Origin of the sequence: Aeromonas sp. S2(2024), from assembly GCF_041402505.1 — a bacterium.
Lineage (GTDB): Bacteria > Pseudomonadota > Gammaproteobacteria > Enterobacterales > Aeromonadaceae > Aeromonas > Aeromonas media.
This window is the reverse complement of sequence record NZ_JBGLRL010000002.1, coordinates 55,073-72,536: the sequence shown is the minus strand read 5'-3', so window position 1 is coordinate 72,536 and position 17,464 is coordinate 55,073. Positions and strand designations below refer to the sequence as shown.

Here is a 17,464-nt window from a genome sequence, read left to right as displayed (position 1 = left end):
AGGCAAGGGATGCACTGGCCGAGAGGCCGGATTACGAACGGAGCAAGGAGCAAACTGATGACAAGGATTGGATTTATCGGGCTCGGCAACATGGGGGGGCCCATGGCCGCGAACCTGGCCAGGGCGGGCCACGCCGTGCGCGTGTTTGACTTGATGCCGGAGAGTGTCGCCAAGGCGATCGCCGCTGGCTGTATCGCTGCCGGGGATGCCCGCGAGGCGGTCACCGGCTGCGATCTGGCCATCAGCATGCTGCCGGCTGGTGAGCATGTGCGCGGACTCTGGCTGTCGGAGGGGGGCGGCCAGGATCTGCTGGGAGCGCTGCCGGCGGGGGCGCAGGTGATCGACTGCTCCACCATAGACGTGGCCTCGGCCCGCGCGGTGGGAGACGCGGCGAAGGCGCGCGGCATCCGCTTCCTCGATGCCCCCGTCTCGGGCGGTGTGACCGGCGCCGCGGCGGGCACCCTTACCTTTATCGTCGGTGGCGAGTCCGCCGATTTTGAAGCGGCCAGGCCCATCCTGGCCTGCATGGGGCAGAACCTGTTCCATGCCGGGGCGCTCGGGGCGGGCCAGATCGCCAAGATGTGCAACAACATGCTGCTCGCCATCCACATGGCGGGCACCGCCGAGGCGCTGGCGCTCGGGGTCAAGGAGGGGCTGGATCCGGGCGTCCTCTCCATCATCATGGGCAAGAGCTCGGGCAACAACTGGAGCCTGGAACGCTACAACCCCTGGCCCGGGGTGATGGAGAACGCCCCCGCGTCGCGCGGGTATGAGGGGGGCTTCATGACCCGGCTGATGGTCAAGGATCTGGGGCTTGCCATGGCGCTCGCCGAGCACGCCCACAGCGCCGTGCCCATGGGGGCACTGGCCCGCAACCTGTTCAACCTGCACGCAAGCCAAGGCCGGGAGAGCAAGGATTTCTCCAGCATTCTCGAGCTCTATCTGGATAAATCCCAGGACAAGTCCGGCGCGATGTGACGCGGGGTCCTGCCTTTCATTCGTCATCCGGGTCCAGGCAAAAAGGAGCATTTATGGATATCACAGAAAAAGTCATCGCCATCACGGGGGCCGGGCGGGGGCTCGGTCGCGCCATCGCCCTGCGTCTGGCCAGTCAGGGTGCCGTGCTGGCGCTGATTGACGTCAACCGCGCCGATCTGGAGGTGACTGAGGCCGAGGTGCGCAGCCGGGATGGTCGCTGCGCCCTGTTCGTCTGCAACGTGGCGGATGAACCCGAGGTGGAGGCGACCTTTGCCGCCATGGAGGAGCAATTGGGCGCCCTGCATGGCCTCGTCAATTGCGCCGGCATATTGCGGGATGGCATGCTCATCAAGATGAAAGAGGGGGAACTGGTGGAGAAGATGAGCCTGTCCCAGTGGCAGGCTGTCATCGACGTCAATCTCACCGGTACCTTCCTCTGCGGACGCGAGGGAGCGGCCTTGATGGCGAAAGGGGGGCAGGGGGGCGTCATCATCAACATCTCTTCCATCGCCCGCGCCGGCAATATCGGCCAGAGCAACTATGCCGCCAGCAAGGCGGGGGTCGCCTCCCTGGTGGTGACCTGGGGGCGCGAACTGGCCCGCCACGGCATCCGGGTGATGGGCATCGCCCCCGGGGTCTTTGCCACCGACATGACGGCGGCCATGAAGCCCGAAGCCATGGCCCGGATGCAGCAGGCCATTCCGGTCGGCGCCCTGGGACAGGGGGAGCAACTGGCCCAGACCGTGCAATTCATCCTCGCCAACGACTACCTGTCCGGCCGGATCATCGATCTCGACGGTGGCCTGCGACTCTAACCCCGGCGGTGATCCGCCCATGCCCCATGCCCCTTGCCACTGGCACAGGGGCATTTTTATTGCAGTTTCTGCCAAAAGACCTGCCTGACGCCCAAGGTGGCACACTGCATGGGCATGCAGGGCTTCTTTGAAAAACAGGGCTGACATCATGGAAAAACGTGAAAGATCAACGGGTCTTTCTGAATTTGAACCAGCTCACAGGCCGGGTGAGTGAGTGCTGTAGAATTGCGCGCGGTCAAGGCGGTGTGTGATTGGCACTGCGAAGGATTGCGGTCGGAATAGTCATGCAATATAGTTGCCGCCTTTTTCACGGGGTACGGATTTATCACCCCTCCCATATCGCGCGCTGTATGAATACGGATGCTCAGTCGCCGCTTAATAAAACAGGTTTGAGATGGACAAGAAACTAGGGCTCGGCGCCCTCATTTCGCTGGTGATCGGCTCCATGGTCGGTGCCGGGGTCTTCAGTCTGCCACAAAACATCGCAGCGCACGCCAGCGCCGGGGCCGTCGCCCTAGGGTGGGCCATCACCGGGATCGGCATGATCTGCCTCGCCCTGGTCTACCAGAACCTCTCCATGCGTCGCCCGGATCTCGACGGGGGCATCTTCAGTTACGCCAAAGCCGGTTTCGGTGATTTCGTCGGCTTCAACGCCGCCTGGGGCTACTGGCTCTGCCAGCTGCTGGCCAACGTCTCCTACGCCATCGTGGTATTCAGCGCCCTGAGCTACTTCTTCGACACGCCGGACAACGTCATCTTCGGCGACGGCAACACCCCGGTCGCTATCACGCTCGCCTCCCTCCTCATCTGGTCGGTGCACGCCCTGGTGCTGCGCGGCATCCAGGTGGCGGCCCTGGTGAACATAGTCACCACCATCGCCAAGATGGTGCCCCTCATCGTCTTCTGCGTCGCCGTGTTGCTTGCCTTCAACATGGAGACCTTCACTCTGGACATCTGGGGGCAGGGCAACACCGAGCTTGGCTCCGTGATGGATCAGGTCAAGTCCACCATGAAGGTGACGCTCTGGGTCTTTATCGGTATCGAGGGGGCCGTGGTGGTCTCCGCCCGTGCCCGTCATCGCAAGGATGTAGGCCGTGCCACCGTACTGGCGCTGCTCGGCGCCCTGGCGCTCTACGTCATGGTGACCCTGTTCTCCCTCGGCGTGATGAACCAGCCGCAGCTGGCGGCCCTGAAGAATCCCTCCACCGCCATGATCCTGGAAGCCGTGGTCGGTCCCTGGGGCGCCTGGCTCATCAACATCGGTCTGGTGATTTCCGTGATGGGGGCCCTGCTGAGCTGGACAGTACTGGCGGCGGAAGTACCCTATATCGCAGGCAAGACAGGGGTCTTCCCGGCCTGGTTCGCTAAGGAGAACAAGAACGGCTCGCCCCAGGTGTCGCTGTGGTGCTCCACCTGTCTGGTGCAGGCCTTCCTCATCATCATCTACTTCCAGAGCAGCACCTACCTGGCGCTGGTCAACATCGCCACCTCGGCGGCCCTGGTGCCTTACGTCTTCTCCGGCGCCTATGGCCTCAAGCTGGCGCTGCAGGGCACCACCTACGAGAACCAGCCCCATCAACGCAAGCGTGACCTGCTGCTGGCCCTGGTGGCCACCGTCTACGGCTGCTGGCTGGTCTATGCCGCCGGGGTGGAGTACCTGCTGCTGGTGGCGCTGCTCTACAGCCCCGGCATCTTCATCTATTGGAAGGCGCGCCAGCACCACGGCCTGCGCAGCCTCAACCGGCTGGAGCGGGGAATGACGGCGGCCCTGCTCGGTTGCGCCGTGCTGGCCTTCTACAAGGTGATGGACGGTACCATTCCCCTGCATTAATCGGCACAATAAAGAGATGGCGCAACGCCATCTCTTTTTTTATGGGCAATGGCGGTCAACTTGACCGCCATTCAGCTATATAAGGAATTTTTATGCTGTTTGTGGGTTATCTGGTGTTGGGGGCCTTCGCGGGCATGCTGGCGGGACTGTTCGGCATTGGTGGTGGGCTCATCATAGTGCCGGTGCTGGTCTTGAGCTTCCATGCCCAGGGGGTGGCCCCGGAGATCATTACCCACCTCGCGCTCGGTACCTCACTGCCCACCATGATCTTCACCGGTTTCAGTTCCCTGCGGGCACATCAGGAGGCGGGGGCGGTCGACTGGGTGATGATACGGCGCCTGGGGGCGGGCATGCTCATCGGCGCCTGGCTCGGTGGCATGACTGCGAATCTGCTGAGCGCCAGCACCCTCAACATCATCATCGGCTGCTTCGCCTGGACCATGGCGCTGCAGATGGGGCTCAACCTCAGGCCCAAGGCGGAGCGCCACCTGCCAGGGCCGGTCGGTACCGGCATCGCGGGTGCCGTCATCGGCTGGCTCTCGGCACTGTTTGGCATCGGTGGCGGCTCCATGACGGTGCCTTATCTCAGCTGGAACAGCGTCCCCATGCGTAACGCGGTAGCGGCCTCCGCCGCATGCAGCATGCCCATCGCTTTGGCGGGCAGTCTGAGTTACCTCTATGCCGGCTGGGGTCATACCGATCTGCCCGAGTGGAGTGTCGGCTACATCTACCTGCCGGCCCTGCTCGGTATCGTGCTGACCAGTACCCAGTTTGCCCGCGTCGGCGCCAGGCTGGCCCATAAACTTTCCCCCAAACGGCTCAAGCAGGCGTTCGCCCTGCTGATGCTGCTGGTGGGGGCAAAATTCATGCTGTTTAGCTGATCCATTCGGCAGATTGTTGAAAAATAAGGCGATCGGTTCGTCTCGGGGAAGAAAGCCATTGCATTGGCAGGCCAGTTTGCCTATTCTCCTCGCCGGTGGTCCTATTGGTCCTCTCGCATTGATAACTCGTCAACCTGGTCAGGACCGGAAGGTAGCAGCCAAGGCGGGGGACTCGAGTGCCGGGATGTGGCTGGTAGGGCCACCACCTGTTTCTGCAATTCAATAAGTTAGCCTCCAATACCCCCTTCAGACCTCTTGGTAATCCACTTTGTGTGGACAAGAAGATGCTCGCCATCTGCCCCGCATTCCTTCTCTGTGTGCTTTTCGTTTCCTCTTCGCCTTGTTGTGATCCTGTTTTCTTCTCTTGGCAGTTGGCATCCGTCTGCGATGCCACCATGGCGTCTGGCCATTGTCTGTATGTCCGTTGTTTGAGGCGTTGTCGGATAACCCTGGCTCCTTGGTCTGTGGTTCTGAACCTGGCGGCGTGAGGTCGGCGCAATGCGTCCTGCTGGCATGCCACCGGGCCCGCGTATGGCGGGCCCGGTGGGGGTGTCACTCAAGGGGGATGGCGGCAACCTGGCGCTTGAAGGGAATGGGCTTGTTGGCCTTGCGGTGTTCCGAGACCAGGATCAGCAGGCGCTGCAGGCCGATGAAGCAAAACAGCAGCAGACCTATGATGATCTTGGTCCACCAGGAGCTGAGGGTGCCGTCGAAGTTGATGTAGGTCTGGATCAACCCCTGGATCAGCACCCCGAACAGGGAGCCGAAGACGGTGCCCACCCCGCCGCTCAACAGGGTGCCGCCGATGACCACGGCGGCGATGGCATCGAGTTCCACCCCGACGGCGGCGAGCGGGTAGCCCGCCGAGGTGTAGAGCGCGAATACGATGCCGGCCAGGGTCGCCAACGTGGTGGAGAGCAGGTAGATGCGGATGGTGGTGTGGCGTACCGAGATCCCCATCAGGGCTGCCGAGGTGGCGTTGCCGCCGATGGCATAGACGTTGTTGCCAAAGCGGGTGCGGTTGGCGAGCAGGATGCCAAACACCACCACCGCCAGCATGATGAGGGCCAGCAGGCTGAGGCGCCCGCCCCCCGGCAGCTTCCACGACAGGCTCGACAGGTAGGTGAAGGTGGGGTGATCGATGGGCAGGGACTGCTCCGAGATGAGGAAGCTGGCCCCCCGCAGGAAGAACATGCCCGCCAGGGTGATGATGAAGGCGGGGATCTTCAGGGTGTCGATGAGCCAGCCCATGAGGGCGCCGAAGCCTGCTCCCAGCACCAGCACCAGAGGGATGGCCAGCATGGGGCTGACCCCCAGGTCCCCGATGAGCTTGGCCAGCAGCACGCCGGTGAAGGCGATGACGGCCCCCACCGACAGATCGATGCCCCCCGAGAGGATGACGAAGGTCATGCCCACCGCCACTATGCCGAGAAACGCATTGTCCGTCAGTATGTTGCAGATGATGCGGGTGGACATGAAGGCGGGGAAGGAGGCCAGGCAGAGCAGATAACTCAGCACGAAGACCATGATGGTCACCATCAGGGGCAGGTTGCGTTTAAACATGGCGAGTCCCTCGCTGGAACAGGTGATTGAGGGCCGGCGACTGAATGACCAGCACCGCCAGCACCACCATGGCCTTGACGATCTGGTTCCACTGGGGCTGGTAGCCGGAGAGCAGGATCCCGGTGTTCACTCCCTGGATGATCAGTATGCCGACCAGGGAGAGGGCGAGGTTGAAGCGTCCGCCCATCAGGGAGGTGCCTCCTATCACCACCGCCAGGATGGCGTCCATCTCCAGCCAGAGCCCGGCGTTGTTGGCATCGGCCCCGCGGATGTCGGCGGCGACTATCATGCCGGCGACGGCGGCCATCATGCCGCTCAGCAGGTAGGTGGCGATCACCACCATGGGGGTGTTGAGCCCGGCGTTCTTGGCGGCCCTGATGTTGATCCCCACCGCCTCGATGAAGAGGCCGAGGGCGGTGCGCTTGGTCAGCAGCCACAGCAGCAGTGCCATCCCCAGAGTGATGATGATTGGGGTTGGCAGATAGAAGAGCGCGCCGCTGCCGATCCAGGCGAGGGCCTCGTTGTTGAAGGTGATGATCTGCCCCTCGGTGATGAGCTGGGCGATGCCCCGGCCCGCCACCATGAGGATCAGGGTCGCGACGATGGGCTGGATCTTGAACACCGCTACCAGCAAGCCGTTCCAGAGGCCGCACAGCAAGCCCACTCCGATGACGGAGGCGAGAATGACCGGCAGGCTGTGACCGCCGGTGGCCAGGCTGGCCATGGTGGCCCCGCTGATGGCCATCACGGCGCCGACCGACAAGTCGATGCCGCCGGTGGCGATCACCAGCGTCATGCCGAGGGCGAGCAGGGCCACAGGAGCGCAGCGGTTGAGGATGTCGATCAGGCTGCCAAACAGCCGGCCATCCTGAATGTGGATGGCGAAGAAGTTGTCGGCGACCAGGGCATTGATGAGCAGCACGCAGAGCAGGGCCCCGCATTGGGCCGTGCCCGTGGGCAGCGCTCTGCGGGGGCGCGCCGGCCCGCCAGGGAGGGGGAGAGTGGATGACGTCATATCAGGCCTCACATGCAATGGCGTTCATGATGGCAGGGACGCTGAGGGCGTCCGTCGCAAGCTCTGCCACCTGTTTTCTGTCGCGCAGGACGATCACCCGGTCGGCATAACCCACCAGCTCCTCGAGCTCCGAGGAGATGACCAGCAGGGCCAGCCCGTTGGCGCAAAGGGATTCGATGAGCCGGATGATCTCGGCGTGGGCTCCCACGTCGATGCCCCGGGTGGGCTCGTCCAGGATCAGGAACTGCGGCTTGGTGAGCAGCCAGCGCGCCAGCAGCACCTTCTGCTGGTTCCCCCCGGAGAGAAACTGGATAGGTTGCTCCGGGCCCGGGGTCTTGATCGCCAACTGCTCGATGAGGCGAGCGGTGATCTCGTCCTGCTCCTTGCGGGGCAGGGGGCGCAGCCAGCCCCGCTGGGCTTGCAGGGCAAGCACCATGTTCTCGCGCACCGAGGCCGAGGCGATGATGCCGGCATTCTTGCGATCCTCCGGGCAAAAGCCAAAGCCATTGGCGGCCGCCTGGCGTGCAGAGCGGATAGTCACCGCTTTGCCCCGCACCCGACACTCGCCGCCATCCCTTGGCACTATGCCGAACATCAGCTCGGCGGTTTCGGTGCGACCCGACCCGAGCAGGCCGGCGAGACCCACTATCTCCCCTGGCATGACGTCGAGACTGAACGGGGCGATGACCCCGCGCTTGCCATAGTCCCTGAACGACACCGTAGGCTGATTGCTGCGCAGCGTCTTGCCGGCCCGCTTGAGGGCGTTGTCGTCCAGCTCGCGCCCCAGCATCATCTTGACCAGATCCAGTTGCGGCAGCGCGGCGGTATCGCGGGTACCGACCAGCTCGCCGTTGCGCAGCACAGTGATGCGATCGCTGATGGCGTAGACCTGATCGAGAAAATGGGTGATGAAGATGAGGCTCACCCCCTGGTCTCTCAGGTTCCCCATCAGGGAGAAGAGCATCTGCACCTCGCTGGCATCCAGACTCGCGGTGGGTTCATCGAGGATCAGGATCCTGGCGGACAGGGAGATGGCCCGGGCAATGGCCACTATCTGCTGCATGGCGACCGAATGGTGGCCCAGGGGCAGGGTGACATCCATCTCGAAGCCGTATCCCTCCATGATGGCCTGGGCCTGCCGGTTCATGGCGGCTCGATCGATGAGGCCGAAGCGGCGGGGTTCGTGGCCGATGAAGAGGTTGTCGGCCACCGACATGTTCGGCAGCAGATTGACCTCCTGATAGACGGTGCCTATCCCCAGGCGCTGGGCATGGGCAGTATCTGTCGGGGAGATGGGGACGCCATCGAGTTCGATACGGCCCCCGTCGGGCTGATAGACGCCGGTGAGTGTCTTGACCAGGGTGGATTTGCCGGCACCGTTCTCGCCGAGCAGCGCCATGATCTCTCCCCGACGCAGGGAAAAGTCCACCTGATGCAAGGCACGCACTCCGGGAAAGGTCTTGCAGATCCCGCGGGCGTTCAACAGGACATCCTGATTGTTCTGTGACATGAAAATAGGCTCTCCGATATAACGCGCCATATCGCAACGTTGCCGATATGGCGTGTTATTTAACAGGCTGGCTCAGAGGGCGAGCGGCATTAGTAACCCATGTCTTTTTTCAGCTCGAGCTGGGCCTGGGCACTTTCTGGCTCGAACAGAATAGATTCCGTCTTGATAAGTTTGGGGGGCTGGGTGCCGTCCTTTTTATAAGCCAGCAGGGCATCGAAGGCGGGGCCTGCCATATTCGGCGTCAATTCCACCGAGGCATTGGCTTCACCTGCCATCATCGCCTTGAAAATATCCGGCACACCATCGATGGATATGATCTTGATATCCGTACCCGGTTTCAGACCAGCTTCTTTAATAGCTTGGATGGCACCGATGGCCATGTCGTCGTTGTGGGCGTAGACGGCGCAAATATTCTTGCCGTTATTCTCCGCCTTGATGAAGCTCTCCATCACCTCCTTGCCCTTGCTGCGGGTAAAGTCCCCTGACTGGGTGCGGATGATCTTGATGGTGGGCACGGCCGCGACCGTATCGAGGAAGCCTTTCTTGCGATCCAGCGCTACGCTGGCCCCCACTGTGCCTTGCAATTCCACCACATTGCAGGCCTTGCCATCCTGCTGCTTGATGAGCCACTGGGCCGCCACGGCCCCTTCGTGGACGCTGTCTGCGGCGACCCCCGTCATGAAGAGGGCATCATCTTTCACCGTGATATTGCGATCCAGCAGGAACACCGGGATCTCTGCCTCTTTTGCCTCCTGCAATACCGGATCCCAGCCGGTCTGTACCACGGGGGCAATAAAGATGGCATCGACGCCCTGGGCAATGAAGGAGCGAATGGCCTTGATCTGGTTCTCCTGTTTCTGCTGGGCATCGGCAATTTTCAGGGTGATGCCGCGTTTTTGTGCTTCGCTCTTGGCGACCGAGGTTTCCGCCGCCCGCCAGCCGGATTCAGAACCTATCTGGGAGAAGCCCACCGTCATCTCGGCAGAATATGCAGAGGCAGAGAGAATAAGGGTGCTGATAATGCCCGCCAGTTTCACTTTTTTATACATGTGACACTCCTTTGTGATGCATGGTGAAATAAACCAAAGCGACTCTGGTTTAATGGTACGGGTCAAGCGTATAGGCTCTTGGGTTTAACGACGGGAGATGGCTCACAGAAAATTTTCAGCAGCATGATGCTTCATACAAACAGCAGACAAGTTCATATATCAGGCAAGGGCTGCGTTGATTTATCTGCATATTTATTTATTTCAGCAACCATTGTGTCCAGAGTCGGCGTCCACGGGTATGCACAATAGGGAAAGGACCCGACGGTGCGCCGGGTTGGTACGCGCAGCCCATGTACCCCGCAACGGGTGCACGGGGAAGAGGAGCGAGGGGCCTGGCCCCCGGCGGTGAGGCGATGCCCTTGTCTCAGGGGCGCACCGCCGCCAGCAGGTAATCCACGAAGGCACGCACCCGGGCAGAGAGGTGGCGGTGCTGGGGATAGAGGGCGTAGAAGGGGCGGGATCGCCCCGCAAAAGGCGCCATGACTTCCACCAGCTTGCCCTGGCGGAGCGCCTCTGCCGCCACGAAATGGTAGATCTGGAACAGACCCCCGCCAGCCACCGCCCAGCCAAGGCCCGCCAGTACATCCTCCAGTACCCGCTGCCGACTGTGGACACTGACCTCGACGGGCAGCCCCTTGTCATCGATGAAGCTCCAGGGGAAGGGGCGCCCCGTGCTGGGGGTGATGAACTGGATCAGATCATGCTGGTGCAGTGCGTCCAGGGAGGTCGGTGGCGGGCGGCGAGCGGCATAGGCGGGAGAGCAGAAGACCCCGACGCTGGCCTCCTCCAGCTTGCGGGCGATCACCCGGGAGTCGCGTGGTTCACCCAGACGAATGGCGAGATCGTAGCCATCCTCCACGAAGTCGATGTTTCTGTTCGAGACATTGAGCTCCAGCTCGATCTCGGGATAGGCGGCCATGAAGCCTGGCAGCAGGGGCACCAGGCGATGGTGGGCATAGACGGTGCCCACGCTGACTCGCAGCAGCCCCTTGGGGTGACGCTGGCGGCCGGTGAGGGCCCGCTCGGCCTCGGCAATCTGATCGAGGGCCTGCTGACATTGCGCCCGATAGAGCTCACCGTCCTCGGTGAGGCGCACGCTGCGGGTGGTGCGATTGAAGAGTTTGACGCCGAGCCTGGCTTCGATGCGCTGGATGGAGCGGCTCACCGAGGCCGGCGTCACTCCCAGCACCTGCGCCGTGGCGGTGAAGCTGCCAAGCTCGGCCGCCTTGCAAAAGAGCTCTATGCTGCCGAGCTGAACGGGGTCGAAGGCACGGGACATATGTTCATCCATGTAAATAAACAAGTTCAATGGCGTCAGTTTATTCGCCACAAGGTAATCAGTAAATTCTTCATCCAGCGCGGCACCCTTGCCGTTTGAGTGATCACCGTCCATTCCAAGGAGTATCAAGATGAAAAACACCCTCAAGGTCCTGCTGGCGTCACTGCTGCTGGCAACCTCGGCCGCGGCCAGTGCGGCGCCCAGGGGAGAGGTCCTGATCCTGCTCTCGAGCGAGACCACATTGCCGCTCAAAGCGGGCAAGACAATGACGTCCGGTTATTACCTCAATGAGCTGGGGGTGCCCGCCGCCGCCCTGCTGGACGCGGGCTATGACCTGACTCTGGTGACACCGAAAGGAAACAGGCCCCAGGCCGACAAGAGTTCCATCGACCCCCAATACTTCGCTGGCAGTGAGCAGGAGATGGGACGCATCGCATCTGTGGTGGACGGCCTGCTCACCCCCGGCAAGGTGCTGTCCTTGAAGGAGGTGCTGCAGTCAGGGCCCGAGCGCTATGCCGGCCTGTTCATCCCCGGCGGCCACGCCCCTCTCATCGATCTCGCCACGGATCCCGAGGTGGGCACCCTGCTGCGCCACTTCCATGAAAGTCAGAAGCCCACGGCGGCCATCTGCCACGGCCCCATCGCGCTGCTGGCGGCGCAGGGGGATCCGGCCGGGTTCGAGCAGTCGGTCATCGCAGGCAAGGCGGACGGCGCCAGGGAGTGGATCTACGACGGTTACAGGATGACCATCTTCTCCGACGAGGAAGAGGCGGTGTTTGAGGCCTCGCTCAAGGGCGACAAGCTGCGCTACTACCCGGCGCAGGCCATGGCCCGGGCCGGTGGCAAGATGCAGTTCGTCGCCCCCTGGCAGCCCGGTGTGGTGATCGATCGCGAACTCATCACAGGTCAGAATCCCTTCTCCGATCACGCCCTGGCGAGCGCCTTTATTGCGGCGTTGGACAAGCAGCAAGGGGGGCGCTGACGCCAGGGGAGGCGCCAGGTTCTCGATCTCTATATGCAGGCAGCCCAGGGTGGGCTGCCTTTTCTATGCCCCGGCCTCGGCGAGAAACGCCTTCATGGCGGGGGTGATACTGTGCTTGCGGGTGATGAAGGCGATGGTGCCGGCGCTCGCATCGCTCAAGGGGTGGCAGGGCAGCCTGAAGAGCTGACGGGCGGTGGCGGCGATACCGGCACTGACCACGGCGCAGCCCAGCCCGTGGCTCACCCCGTTGGCCAGGTGGAACAAAGAGTCTGTCTCCAGCACCACCCGCAGGCTGAGCTGCTGGCGGGCGGCGGCCTCGTCGAAATAGCGGCGAAACTGCATGGTGGCGCTCGGCAGGATCAGGGGCAGATCCTGCAAGTCCGCCAGCCTCAGGGGCTGGCTCGGGGAGAGGTGCGGGGGCAGGGGCCCCAGCAGCGCCATGGGGTTGGGGTGGCGCAACTGCACGTCGAGGGCGCGGCGCTGATGCTCGGTGAGCAGCTCGTCAAAGCCGAGGCCGATGTCGGTCTGGTGCAGATCCAGCTGCTCGAGCAGGGTGCCGTGGGTCATCACCGACAGGCGCAGGCTGACCTTGGGGAAGGCGTCGTTGAAGCGCTTGAGCAGCGGCATGATGTCGATGCTCGACTGGGGCACCATGCCGATGCGCAGGGTGCCAGAGAGCGCGCCACCAAACAGGCTCAGCTCCTGGCGCATGGCGTCCTGCTCCAGCAACATGCGCTCGGCGTGGCGCAGCACCACTTCCCCCGCCTGGGTCAGCGCCACGAACTGGCTGTTGCGCACCACCAGCTCGGTGCCGAGGGATTTCTCCAGCGCCGTGATGCTGGCGGACAGGGTCGGCTGGGTGATGAAGCAGGCCTTGGCCGCCTTGGCGAAGTGACGGTGCTGGGCCAACTCGTAGAAATAGTGCAACTGCTTGATGTTCATCGAAGAGGGGGGCTTGGCATGGAGGATGGTCGACAAAGTTAATCAATCGACATCGCCATGGCAATAGAGGTTATCTATCGGTGAATAGATTTGTTTCATTGGTTTTGGGGGAACGACTTATCTAAACTTGAGGCCCGAATACAGCTTATAAGCGTCTCGCATGAACCCTTTCAATTCACGGTTGCCCAGGCTGGATGAGCTGGTGGAAGAGGTGGCCGTGTCCGTCAACATCAATGGCATCAACCACGCCGTCATGATGGCCACCCCGGATGATCTCGACGACTTCGCCATCGGCTTCCTGTTTGGCGAGGGGATCATAGGGGGCAATCACGATGTGCACGACATCCAGAGCACCCCGTCGGAGCAGGGGGTGGTGCTCGACATCACCATCGCCAACCGCTGCCTGGCGGCGCTGGGGCGACGCAAGCGCCGCCTGGCCGGGGCGAGCGGCTGCGGCATCTGCGGGGTGGAGGCCATCGAGCATGCGCTGCCCGAGCTCATCCCCCTGACCCCGGGCGCCCCCCTGGATCCCGCGCGTTTGCGGGACTTGCGCGAGCGCATCGCCCCCTGGCAGAACAAGGCCCGCCAGAGCGGCGCGCTCCATGCAGCCCTGGCGCTGGATGATCGCGGCGAGATCCTGGCCTGCCGGGAAGACATCGGCCGTCACAACGCCCTGGACAAGCTTATCGGCATGCAGCTGCGCCAGCCCGCGCAGGCCGCCACCCTGGTCATCACCAGCCGCTGCGGCAGCGAACTCATTCACAAGGCGGTGCAATTTGGCGCCGCCCACCTCATCAGCCTTGCGTCTCCCAGCCAGCTCGCGGTGCGACTGGCCCTGAAATACAACCTGACCCTCATTCATGTGCCCAGATCCGATGCCCCGGTCTGCTATGCCAGCCCCCGCGCCCTGGATCACGTTGGAGAACCCCATGTCCCGTCATATTGAAAAACCGGCCAAGGCCGGCGGCTTTTCCTCCCTGCAGTCCACCTTCAAGCAGGTGCTGCAGAGCCAGAAGACCCGGCAGAACATCAAGAACCTGCTGCGGGTCAACCAGACCGACGGCTTCGACTGCCCGGGCTGCGCCTGGGGTGACAACAAGCAGGGGGCCTTCCAGTTCTGCGAGAACGGCGCCAAGGCGGTGGCCTGGGAGTCCACCGGCAAGACGGTGGGGGCAGACTTCTTCGCCGAGCATTCGGTGCGCCGGCTCGCTACCCAGAGCGACTACTGGCTCGAATACCAGGGGCGCCTGACCGAGCCCCTGCGCTACAACCCGGCGACCGATCACTACGAGCCGATAAGCTGGGATCAGGCCTTTGCCCTCATCGCAGACAAGCTGAGCAGCCTGGCCAGCCCCGACGAGGTGGAGTTCTACACCTCGGGTCGCGCCAGCAACGAGGCCTCCTACCTCTATCAGCTGTTCGGCCGCCTCTATGGCACCAACAACTTCCCGGACTGCTCCAACATGTGCCACGAGGCGAGCGGGGTGGGGCTGATCCAGTCCGTCGGGATTGGCAAGGGCACAGTGGTGCTCGATGACTTCGACGCCGCCAAAGCCATCTTCGTCTTCGGCCAGAACCCGGGCACCAACCACCCGCGCATGATGAACGCCCTGCGCAAGGCGGCTCGCCAGGGGTGCCAGATAGTCACCTTCAACAACTTGAAAGAGGTGGCCCTCGAGCGCTTCGCGAGCCCCCAGAGTCCGGCGGAGCTGTTGACCCCGGCGGCCACCCGCATCAGTCACCAGTACCTCACGCCAAAGCTTGGCGGTGACATGGCGGCCATTCGCGGCATGGCGAAATACATCCTGGAAGAGCAGGGGGATCGCATCGATCTCGCTTTTATCGAGCAGCACACGGCGCACTTTGACGACTACCTGGCGCAGGTGAAGGCCACGGAGTGGGCGCAGATCGAGGCGCAATCCGGGCTTGGCAGGGAGGCGATCATCCGGGCGGCGCAGATCTTCGCACAGAGCGAGAGTGTGATCAGCTGCTGGGCCATGGGGATCACCCAGCACAAGCACTCGGTCGACACCATTCGCGAAATCGTCAACCTGCACCTGATGTGCGGCCAGATTGGCAAGCCGGGTGCCGGCCTCTGCCCGGTGCGCGGCCACAGCAACGTGCAGGGCAACCGCACCATGGGGATCAACGAAAAACCCAGCGCCGCCTTTATCGACCGGCTGGAGCGCCGCTTCCCGGTGGGCCTCAAGCGCACGCCGGGGCACAACGTCTACGAGGCCCTCAAGGCCCTCCATGGCGGCAAGAGCAAGGTGCTCATCTGCCTTGGGGGCAACCTGGCGGCCGCGGCGCCGGACACCGACTTCACCTATGAGGCGATGCGCAAGAGCGAGCTCAACGTGCAGATCAGCACCAAGCTCAACCGCAGCCACCTCATGGTCTCCAAGGATGCCCTGATCCTGCCCTGCCTCGGCCGCACCGAGCTCGACACCCAGCGCGCCGGGGTGCAGAAGATCACCGTGGAAGACACCTTCAGCATGGTGCACGCCTCCACCGGCATGAACGAGCCGGTCTCGCCGCTCTGCCTGTCTGAAATCGACATAGTCGCGCGCATGGCCGAGGCGACCCTCGGCAGCGATCGGGTGGACTGGTTTGCTCTGCGGGACGATTACGCCCTGCTGCGCAACCTCATCGCCGAGACCATCGCCGGCTTTGACGACTTCAACCGCCGCATCGAGGAGCCTTGCGGCTTCCACCTGGAGAACAGTGCCGCCCTGCTGCGCTGGAATACCGCGAGCGGGCGCGCCGAGTTTCGGGCGAGCCGGTTGCCGGATTCCATCCTGCCCGAGTGCACCAGCCACGCGGAGCAGATGCAGGATCAGCCCGTGCTGCTGCTGCAGAGCCTGCGCTCCCACGATCAGTACAACACCACCATCTACGGCATGGACGACCGCTACCGCGGCATCAAGGGGCGGCGCAACGTGGTCTTCATGAACGAGGAGGATGCCCGTCGCCTGGGGCTCGCCGAGGAACAGCAGGTGGACATGACCGCCATCTGCAACGACGGGCGCGAGCGGGTGGTGCGCGGCTTTAGCGTCATCTTCTACGAGATCCCCAGGGGCAACATCGCCGCCTACTACCCGGAGACCAACCCCCTTGTGGCCATAGAGAGCATAGGGGAGGGCTCCTTCACCCCCACCTCCAAGTCGGTGCCGGTGCTGGTGACTCCAAGCCAGCCACAGGCCGCCAGCCTCGCCGCCAATCTGTAAGCGACCACGCCCGACCCCCTGCCCAGGCAGGGGGGTTTTCATGTCCGGTATTCGCCCGGCGCCATCCTTTGGCGAAGCTGTACGGCGATTGTATGGCGCACCATCTTGCGGTGGCTGGGGGCGGGGGATGCCGCTATGCTGCGGCCCTCTCCTGGCCCCGCGATGCAAGGTGGCGGCCGGCAACCTGAACCTCGACGCGCCTGCCGGGCAGGGTGGCCTCGCGCCGCCGGTTTGCCGTGCGCGATCCTGTGCGGATATCACACATGCGCAATGCAATTTCCCCCCTGATGGCCGGCCTGGTCCTCACCCTGGCGGCCAGCCCCGCGATGGCGGCGGATCCCGCCGGTGTAGAGACACAAACGCGTCAGGACGACAGCGAGGCGCAGGGAGCGGCCAAGCAGGGCGAGCGTTCTCCCTGGCTGTTCGTGCCCTTGTTGAGCTCCAGTCCCAAGCTGGACACGGCGGCAGGCATGATGGTGGGTTACCTGCACCAGTTCGATGAAGGCTCGCGCCCGTCGCTGTTTACCCTGTCAGGCAAGTACACCACCTCGGAATCCCTCATCACCAGCGCCTTTGCCAAGACGTCGTTCGGAGCGGATCACCACCGCATCGTCGGTGGCGTCATTCTTGGTGACATCAACAACAGCTACGAGGATTACCTCGGCACCGGCCGTGCCCTCGAGACCAACGACAACTTCCGCTCCGCCTTCCTGCGTTACCTCTATCGGGTGGAGGGGGACTGGTTCGTCGGCGGCATGGCGGCGTACTCCAACTACGAGATACAGGGACAGGATCTGCAATCGGATCAGATCCTCGATGAGCTGGGGCTGGAGGGCTTCACCTCGGGGGGGTTGGGACTGGTGGTACAGCACGACTCCCGGGACAGCGACTTCAGTGCGACCCGGGGCTGGTACCTCAACGTCAACAACCTGGCCTACCGGGAAGGACTGGGGGGAGAAGCGGATTTTGACATCTACCGGGTCGACTACCGGGGCTACTGGAGTCACGGGGATGGTCATGTGCTCGCCTGGCGCAATCGCAACCAGTTCTCCCACAACGCACCGAGCGGCTCCTATTCCCCCATCTACCTGCGTGGCTACACCCCGGGGGAGTATCTGGGCCAGCACATGTCGGCGGTGGAGGTGGAGGAGCGCTACAAGCTTGCCGAACGCTGGACCCTCACCGCCTTCGCCGGGGTAGCCTGCCTGTACGGCGATGCCGTGAACGGGGAGTCCCTCGACTGTGGCGACCGCGACAACGTCTACCCCGCTTGGGGGACTGGGATCCAGTACCTGCTCAAGCCGGAGGCGGGCATAGTCGCCAACCTCGAGTATGCCATGGGCAAGGACGACAACGCCGGCATCTATCTGAAGATGGGCTACAGCTTCTGAC

14 protein-coding genes and 1 other RNA gene are annotated in these 17,464 nt (G+C 63.2%); 9 read left to right on the top strand and 6 right to left on the bottom strand.

All coding sequences use genetic code 11. From position 1 onward, the window contains the following. The first annotated feature begins 57 nt into the window (after window positions 1-57). The 5 genes from mmsB (at window position 58) to ffs (ending at window position 4,704) form a co-directional block, all read left to right on the top strand. Window positions 58-978 (top strand): 3-hydroxyisobutyrate dehydrogenase, encoded by a 921-nt coding sequence (gene mmsB / locus ACB039_RS02760; protein ID WP_371165083.1) that lies wholly within the window; start codon window positions 58-60, stop codon window positions 976-978. A gap of 53 nt (window positions 979-1,031) precedes the next feature. After that, window positions 1,032-1,793, top strand: a complete 762-nt coding sequence (locus ACB039_RS02755) for an SDR family oxidoreductase (RefSeq protein WP_005324164.1) — start codon at window positions 1,032-1,034, stop codon at window positions 1,791-1,793. A 394-nt stretch (window positions 1,794-2,187) separates the two neighbouring features. Beyond that, window positions 2,188-3,624, top strand: a complete 1,437-nt coding sequence (gene arcD, locus ACB039_RS02750; protein ID WP_005324166.1) for an arginine-ornithine antiporter — start codon at window positions 2,188-2,190, stop codon at window positions 3,622-3,624. A gap of 92 nt (window positions 3,625-3,716) precedes the next feature. Continuing rightward, window positions 3,717-4,505 carry a sulfite exporter TauE/SafE family protein gene (locus tag ACB039_RS02745; RefSeq protein ID WP_043130725.1) on the top strand — a complete coding sequence of 263 codons (789 nt, stop codon included), beginning with the start codon at window positions 3,717-3,719 and terminating at the stop codon, window positions 4,503-4,505. Between the two features lie 102 nt (window positions 4,506-4,607). Then, an RNA gene (gene ffs, locus ACB039_RS02740) (signal recognition particle sRNA small type) lies at window positions 4,608-4,704 on the top strand. 353 nt (window positions 4,705-5,057) lie between these two features. Here the strand turns inward: ffs and yjfF are convergent. From yjfF to ACB039_RS02715, 5 genes are all read right to left on the bottom strand, one after another. Next, the gene (yjfF, locus tag ACB039_RS02735) at window positions 5,058-6,068 is read right to left on the bottom strand and encodes a galactofuranose ABC transporter, permease protein YjfF (RefSeq protein WP_371165082.1); all 1,011 of its coding nucleotides are present in this window, start codon (window positions 6,066-6,068) and stop codon (window positions 5,058-5,060) included. Further along, window positions 6,061-7,083, bottom strand: coding sequence for a galactofuranose ABC transporter, ATP-binding protein YtfT (gene ytfT / locus ACB039_RS02730; RefSeq protein ID WP_371165081.1), 1,023 nt, complete (start codon window positions 7,081-7,083; stop codon window positions 6,061-6,063). Before ytfT ends, yjfF begins: the two co-directional genes overlap by 8 nt. Before the next feature lies 1 nt (window position 7,084). Further along, window positions 7,085-8,593, bottom strand: coding sequence for a sugar ABC transporter ATP-binding protein (locus tag ACB039_RS02725; protein WP_371165080.1), 1,509 nt, complete (start codon window positions 8,591-8,593; stop codon window positions 7,085-7,087). A gap of 89 nt (window positions 8,594-8,682) precedes the next feature. Further along, the gene (gene ytfQ / locus ACB039_RS02720) at window positions 8,683-9,642 is read right to left on the bottom strand and encodes a galactofuranose ABC transporter, galactofuranose-binding protein YtfQ (protein WP_042655967.1); all 960 of its coding nucleotides are present in this window, start codon (window positions 9,640-9,642) and stop codon (window positions 8,683-8,685) included. A gap of 364 nt (window positions 9,643-10,006) precedes the next feature. After that, window positions 10,007-10,921, bottom strand: coding sequence for a LysR family transcriptional regulator (locus tag ACB039_RS02715; protein ID WP_041205853.1), 915 nt, complete (start codon window positions 10,919-10,921; stop codon window positions 10,007-10,009). A 130-nt stretch (window positions 10,922-11,051) separates the two neighbouring features. On the opposite strand from ACB039_RS02715, the gene ACB039_RS02710 reads away from it, so the two are divergent. Next, window positions 11,052-11,903: a type 1 glutamine amidotransferase domain-containing protein gene (locus tag ACB039_RS02710; RefSeq protein ID WP_371165079.1), complete on the top strand. Its 852-nt coding sequence runs from the start codon at window positions 11,052-11,054 to the stop codon at window positions 11,901-11,903. 63 nt (window positions 11,904-11,966) lie between these two features. Here ACB039_RS02710 and ACB039_RS02705 read toward each other — a convergent pair whose 3' ends face one another. Beyond that, window positions 11,967-12,845: a LysR family transcriptional regulator gene (locus tag ACB039_RS02705; RefSeq protein ID WP_371165192.1), complete on the bottom strand. Its 879-nt coding sequence runs from the start codon at window positions 12,843-12,845 to the stop codon at window positions 11,967-11,969. 160 nt (window positions 12,846-13,005) lie between these two features. Here ACB039_RS02705 and fdhD point away from each other — a divergent pair, with 160 nt between their 5' ends. The 3 genes from fdhD to ACB039_RS02690 all read left to right on the top strand — a co-directional run bounded on the left by fdhD (window position 13,006) and on the right by ACB039_RS02690 (window position 17,463). Beyond that, complete coding sequence (gene fdhD, locus ACB039_RS02700; RefSeq protein ID WP_371165078.1) at window positions 13,006-13,791, top strand: formate dehydrogenase accessory sulfurtransferase FdhD; 786 nt, start codon at window positions 13,006-13,008, stop codon at window positions 13,789-13,791. Further along, window positions 13,775-16,072, top strand: a complete 2,298-nt coding sequence (locus tag ACB039_RS02695; protein ID WP_371165077.1) for an FdhF/YdeP family oxidoreductase — start codon at window positions 13,775-13,777, stop codon at window positions 16,070-16,072. The genes fdhD and ACB039_RS02695 overlap by 17 nt, the downstream gene beginning before the upstream one ends. A 263-nt stretch (window positions 16,073-16,335) precedes the next feature. Continuing rightward, window positions 16,336-17,463, top strand: coding sequence for a hypothetical protein (locus ACB039_RS02690; protein ID WP_371165076.1), 1,128 nt, complete (start codon window positions 16,336-16,338; stop codon window positions 17,461-17,463). Window position 17,464: the final 1 nt, after the last annotated feature.

Bases quoted from the DNA above. Each gene is read 5' to 3' on its own strand.
- mmsB (WP_371165083.1), top strand. From the start codon at position 58: ATGACAAGGATTGGATTTATCGGGCTCGGCAACATGGGGGGGCCCATG.
- ACB039_RS02755 (WP_005324164.1), top strand. From the start codon at position 1,032: ATGGATATCACAGAAAAAGTCATCGCCATCACGGGGGCCGGGCGGGGG.
- arcD (WP_005324166.1), top strand. From the start codon at position 2,188: ATGGACAAGAAACTAGGGCTCGGCGCCCTCATTTCGCTGGTGATCGGC.
- ACB039_RS02745 (WP_043130725.1), top strand. From the start codon at position 3,717: ATGCTGTTTGTGGGTTATCTGGTGTTGGGGGCCTTCGCGGGCATGCTG.
- yjfF (WP_371165082.1), bottom strand. From the start codon at position 6,068: ATGTTTAAACGCAACCTGCCCCTGATGGTGACCATCATGGTCTTCGTG.
- ytfT (WP_371165081.1), bottom strand. From the start codon at position 7,083: ATGACGTCATCCACTCTCCCCCTCCCTGGCGGGCCGGCGCGCCCCCGC.
- ACB039_RS02725 (WP_371165080.1), bottom strand. From the start codon at position 8,593: ATGTCACAGAACAATCAGGATGTCCTGTTGAACGCCCGCGGGATCTGC.
- ytfQ (WP_042655967.1), bottom strand. From the start codon at position 9,642: ATGTATAAAAAAGTGAAACTGGCGGGCATTATCAGCACCCTTATTCTC.
- ACB039_RS02715 (WP_041205853.1), bottom strand. From the start codon at position 10,921: ATGTCCCGTGCCTTCGACCCCGTTCAGCTCGGCAGCATAGAGCTCTTT.
- ACB039_RS02710 (WP_371165079.1), top strand. From the start codon at position 11,052: ATGAAAAACACCCTCAAGGTCCTGCTGGCGTCACTGCTGCTGGCAACC.
- ACB039_RS02705 (WP_371165192.1), bottom strand. From the start codon at position 12,845: ATGAACATCAAGCAGTTGCACTATTTCTACGAGTTGGCCCAGCACCGT.
- fdhD (WP_371165078.1), top strand. From the start codon at position 13,006: ATGAACCCTTTCAATTCACGGTTGCCCAGGCTGGATGAGCTGGTGGAA.
- ACB039_RS02695 (WP_371165077.1), top strand. From the start codon at position 13,775: ATGTCCCGTCATATTGAAAAACCGGCCAAGGCCGGCGGCTTTTCCTCC.
- ACB039_RS02690 (WP_371165076.1), top strand. From the start codon at position 16,336: ATGCGCAATGCAATTTCCCCCCTGATGGCCGGCCTGGTCCTCACCCTG.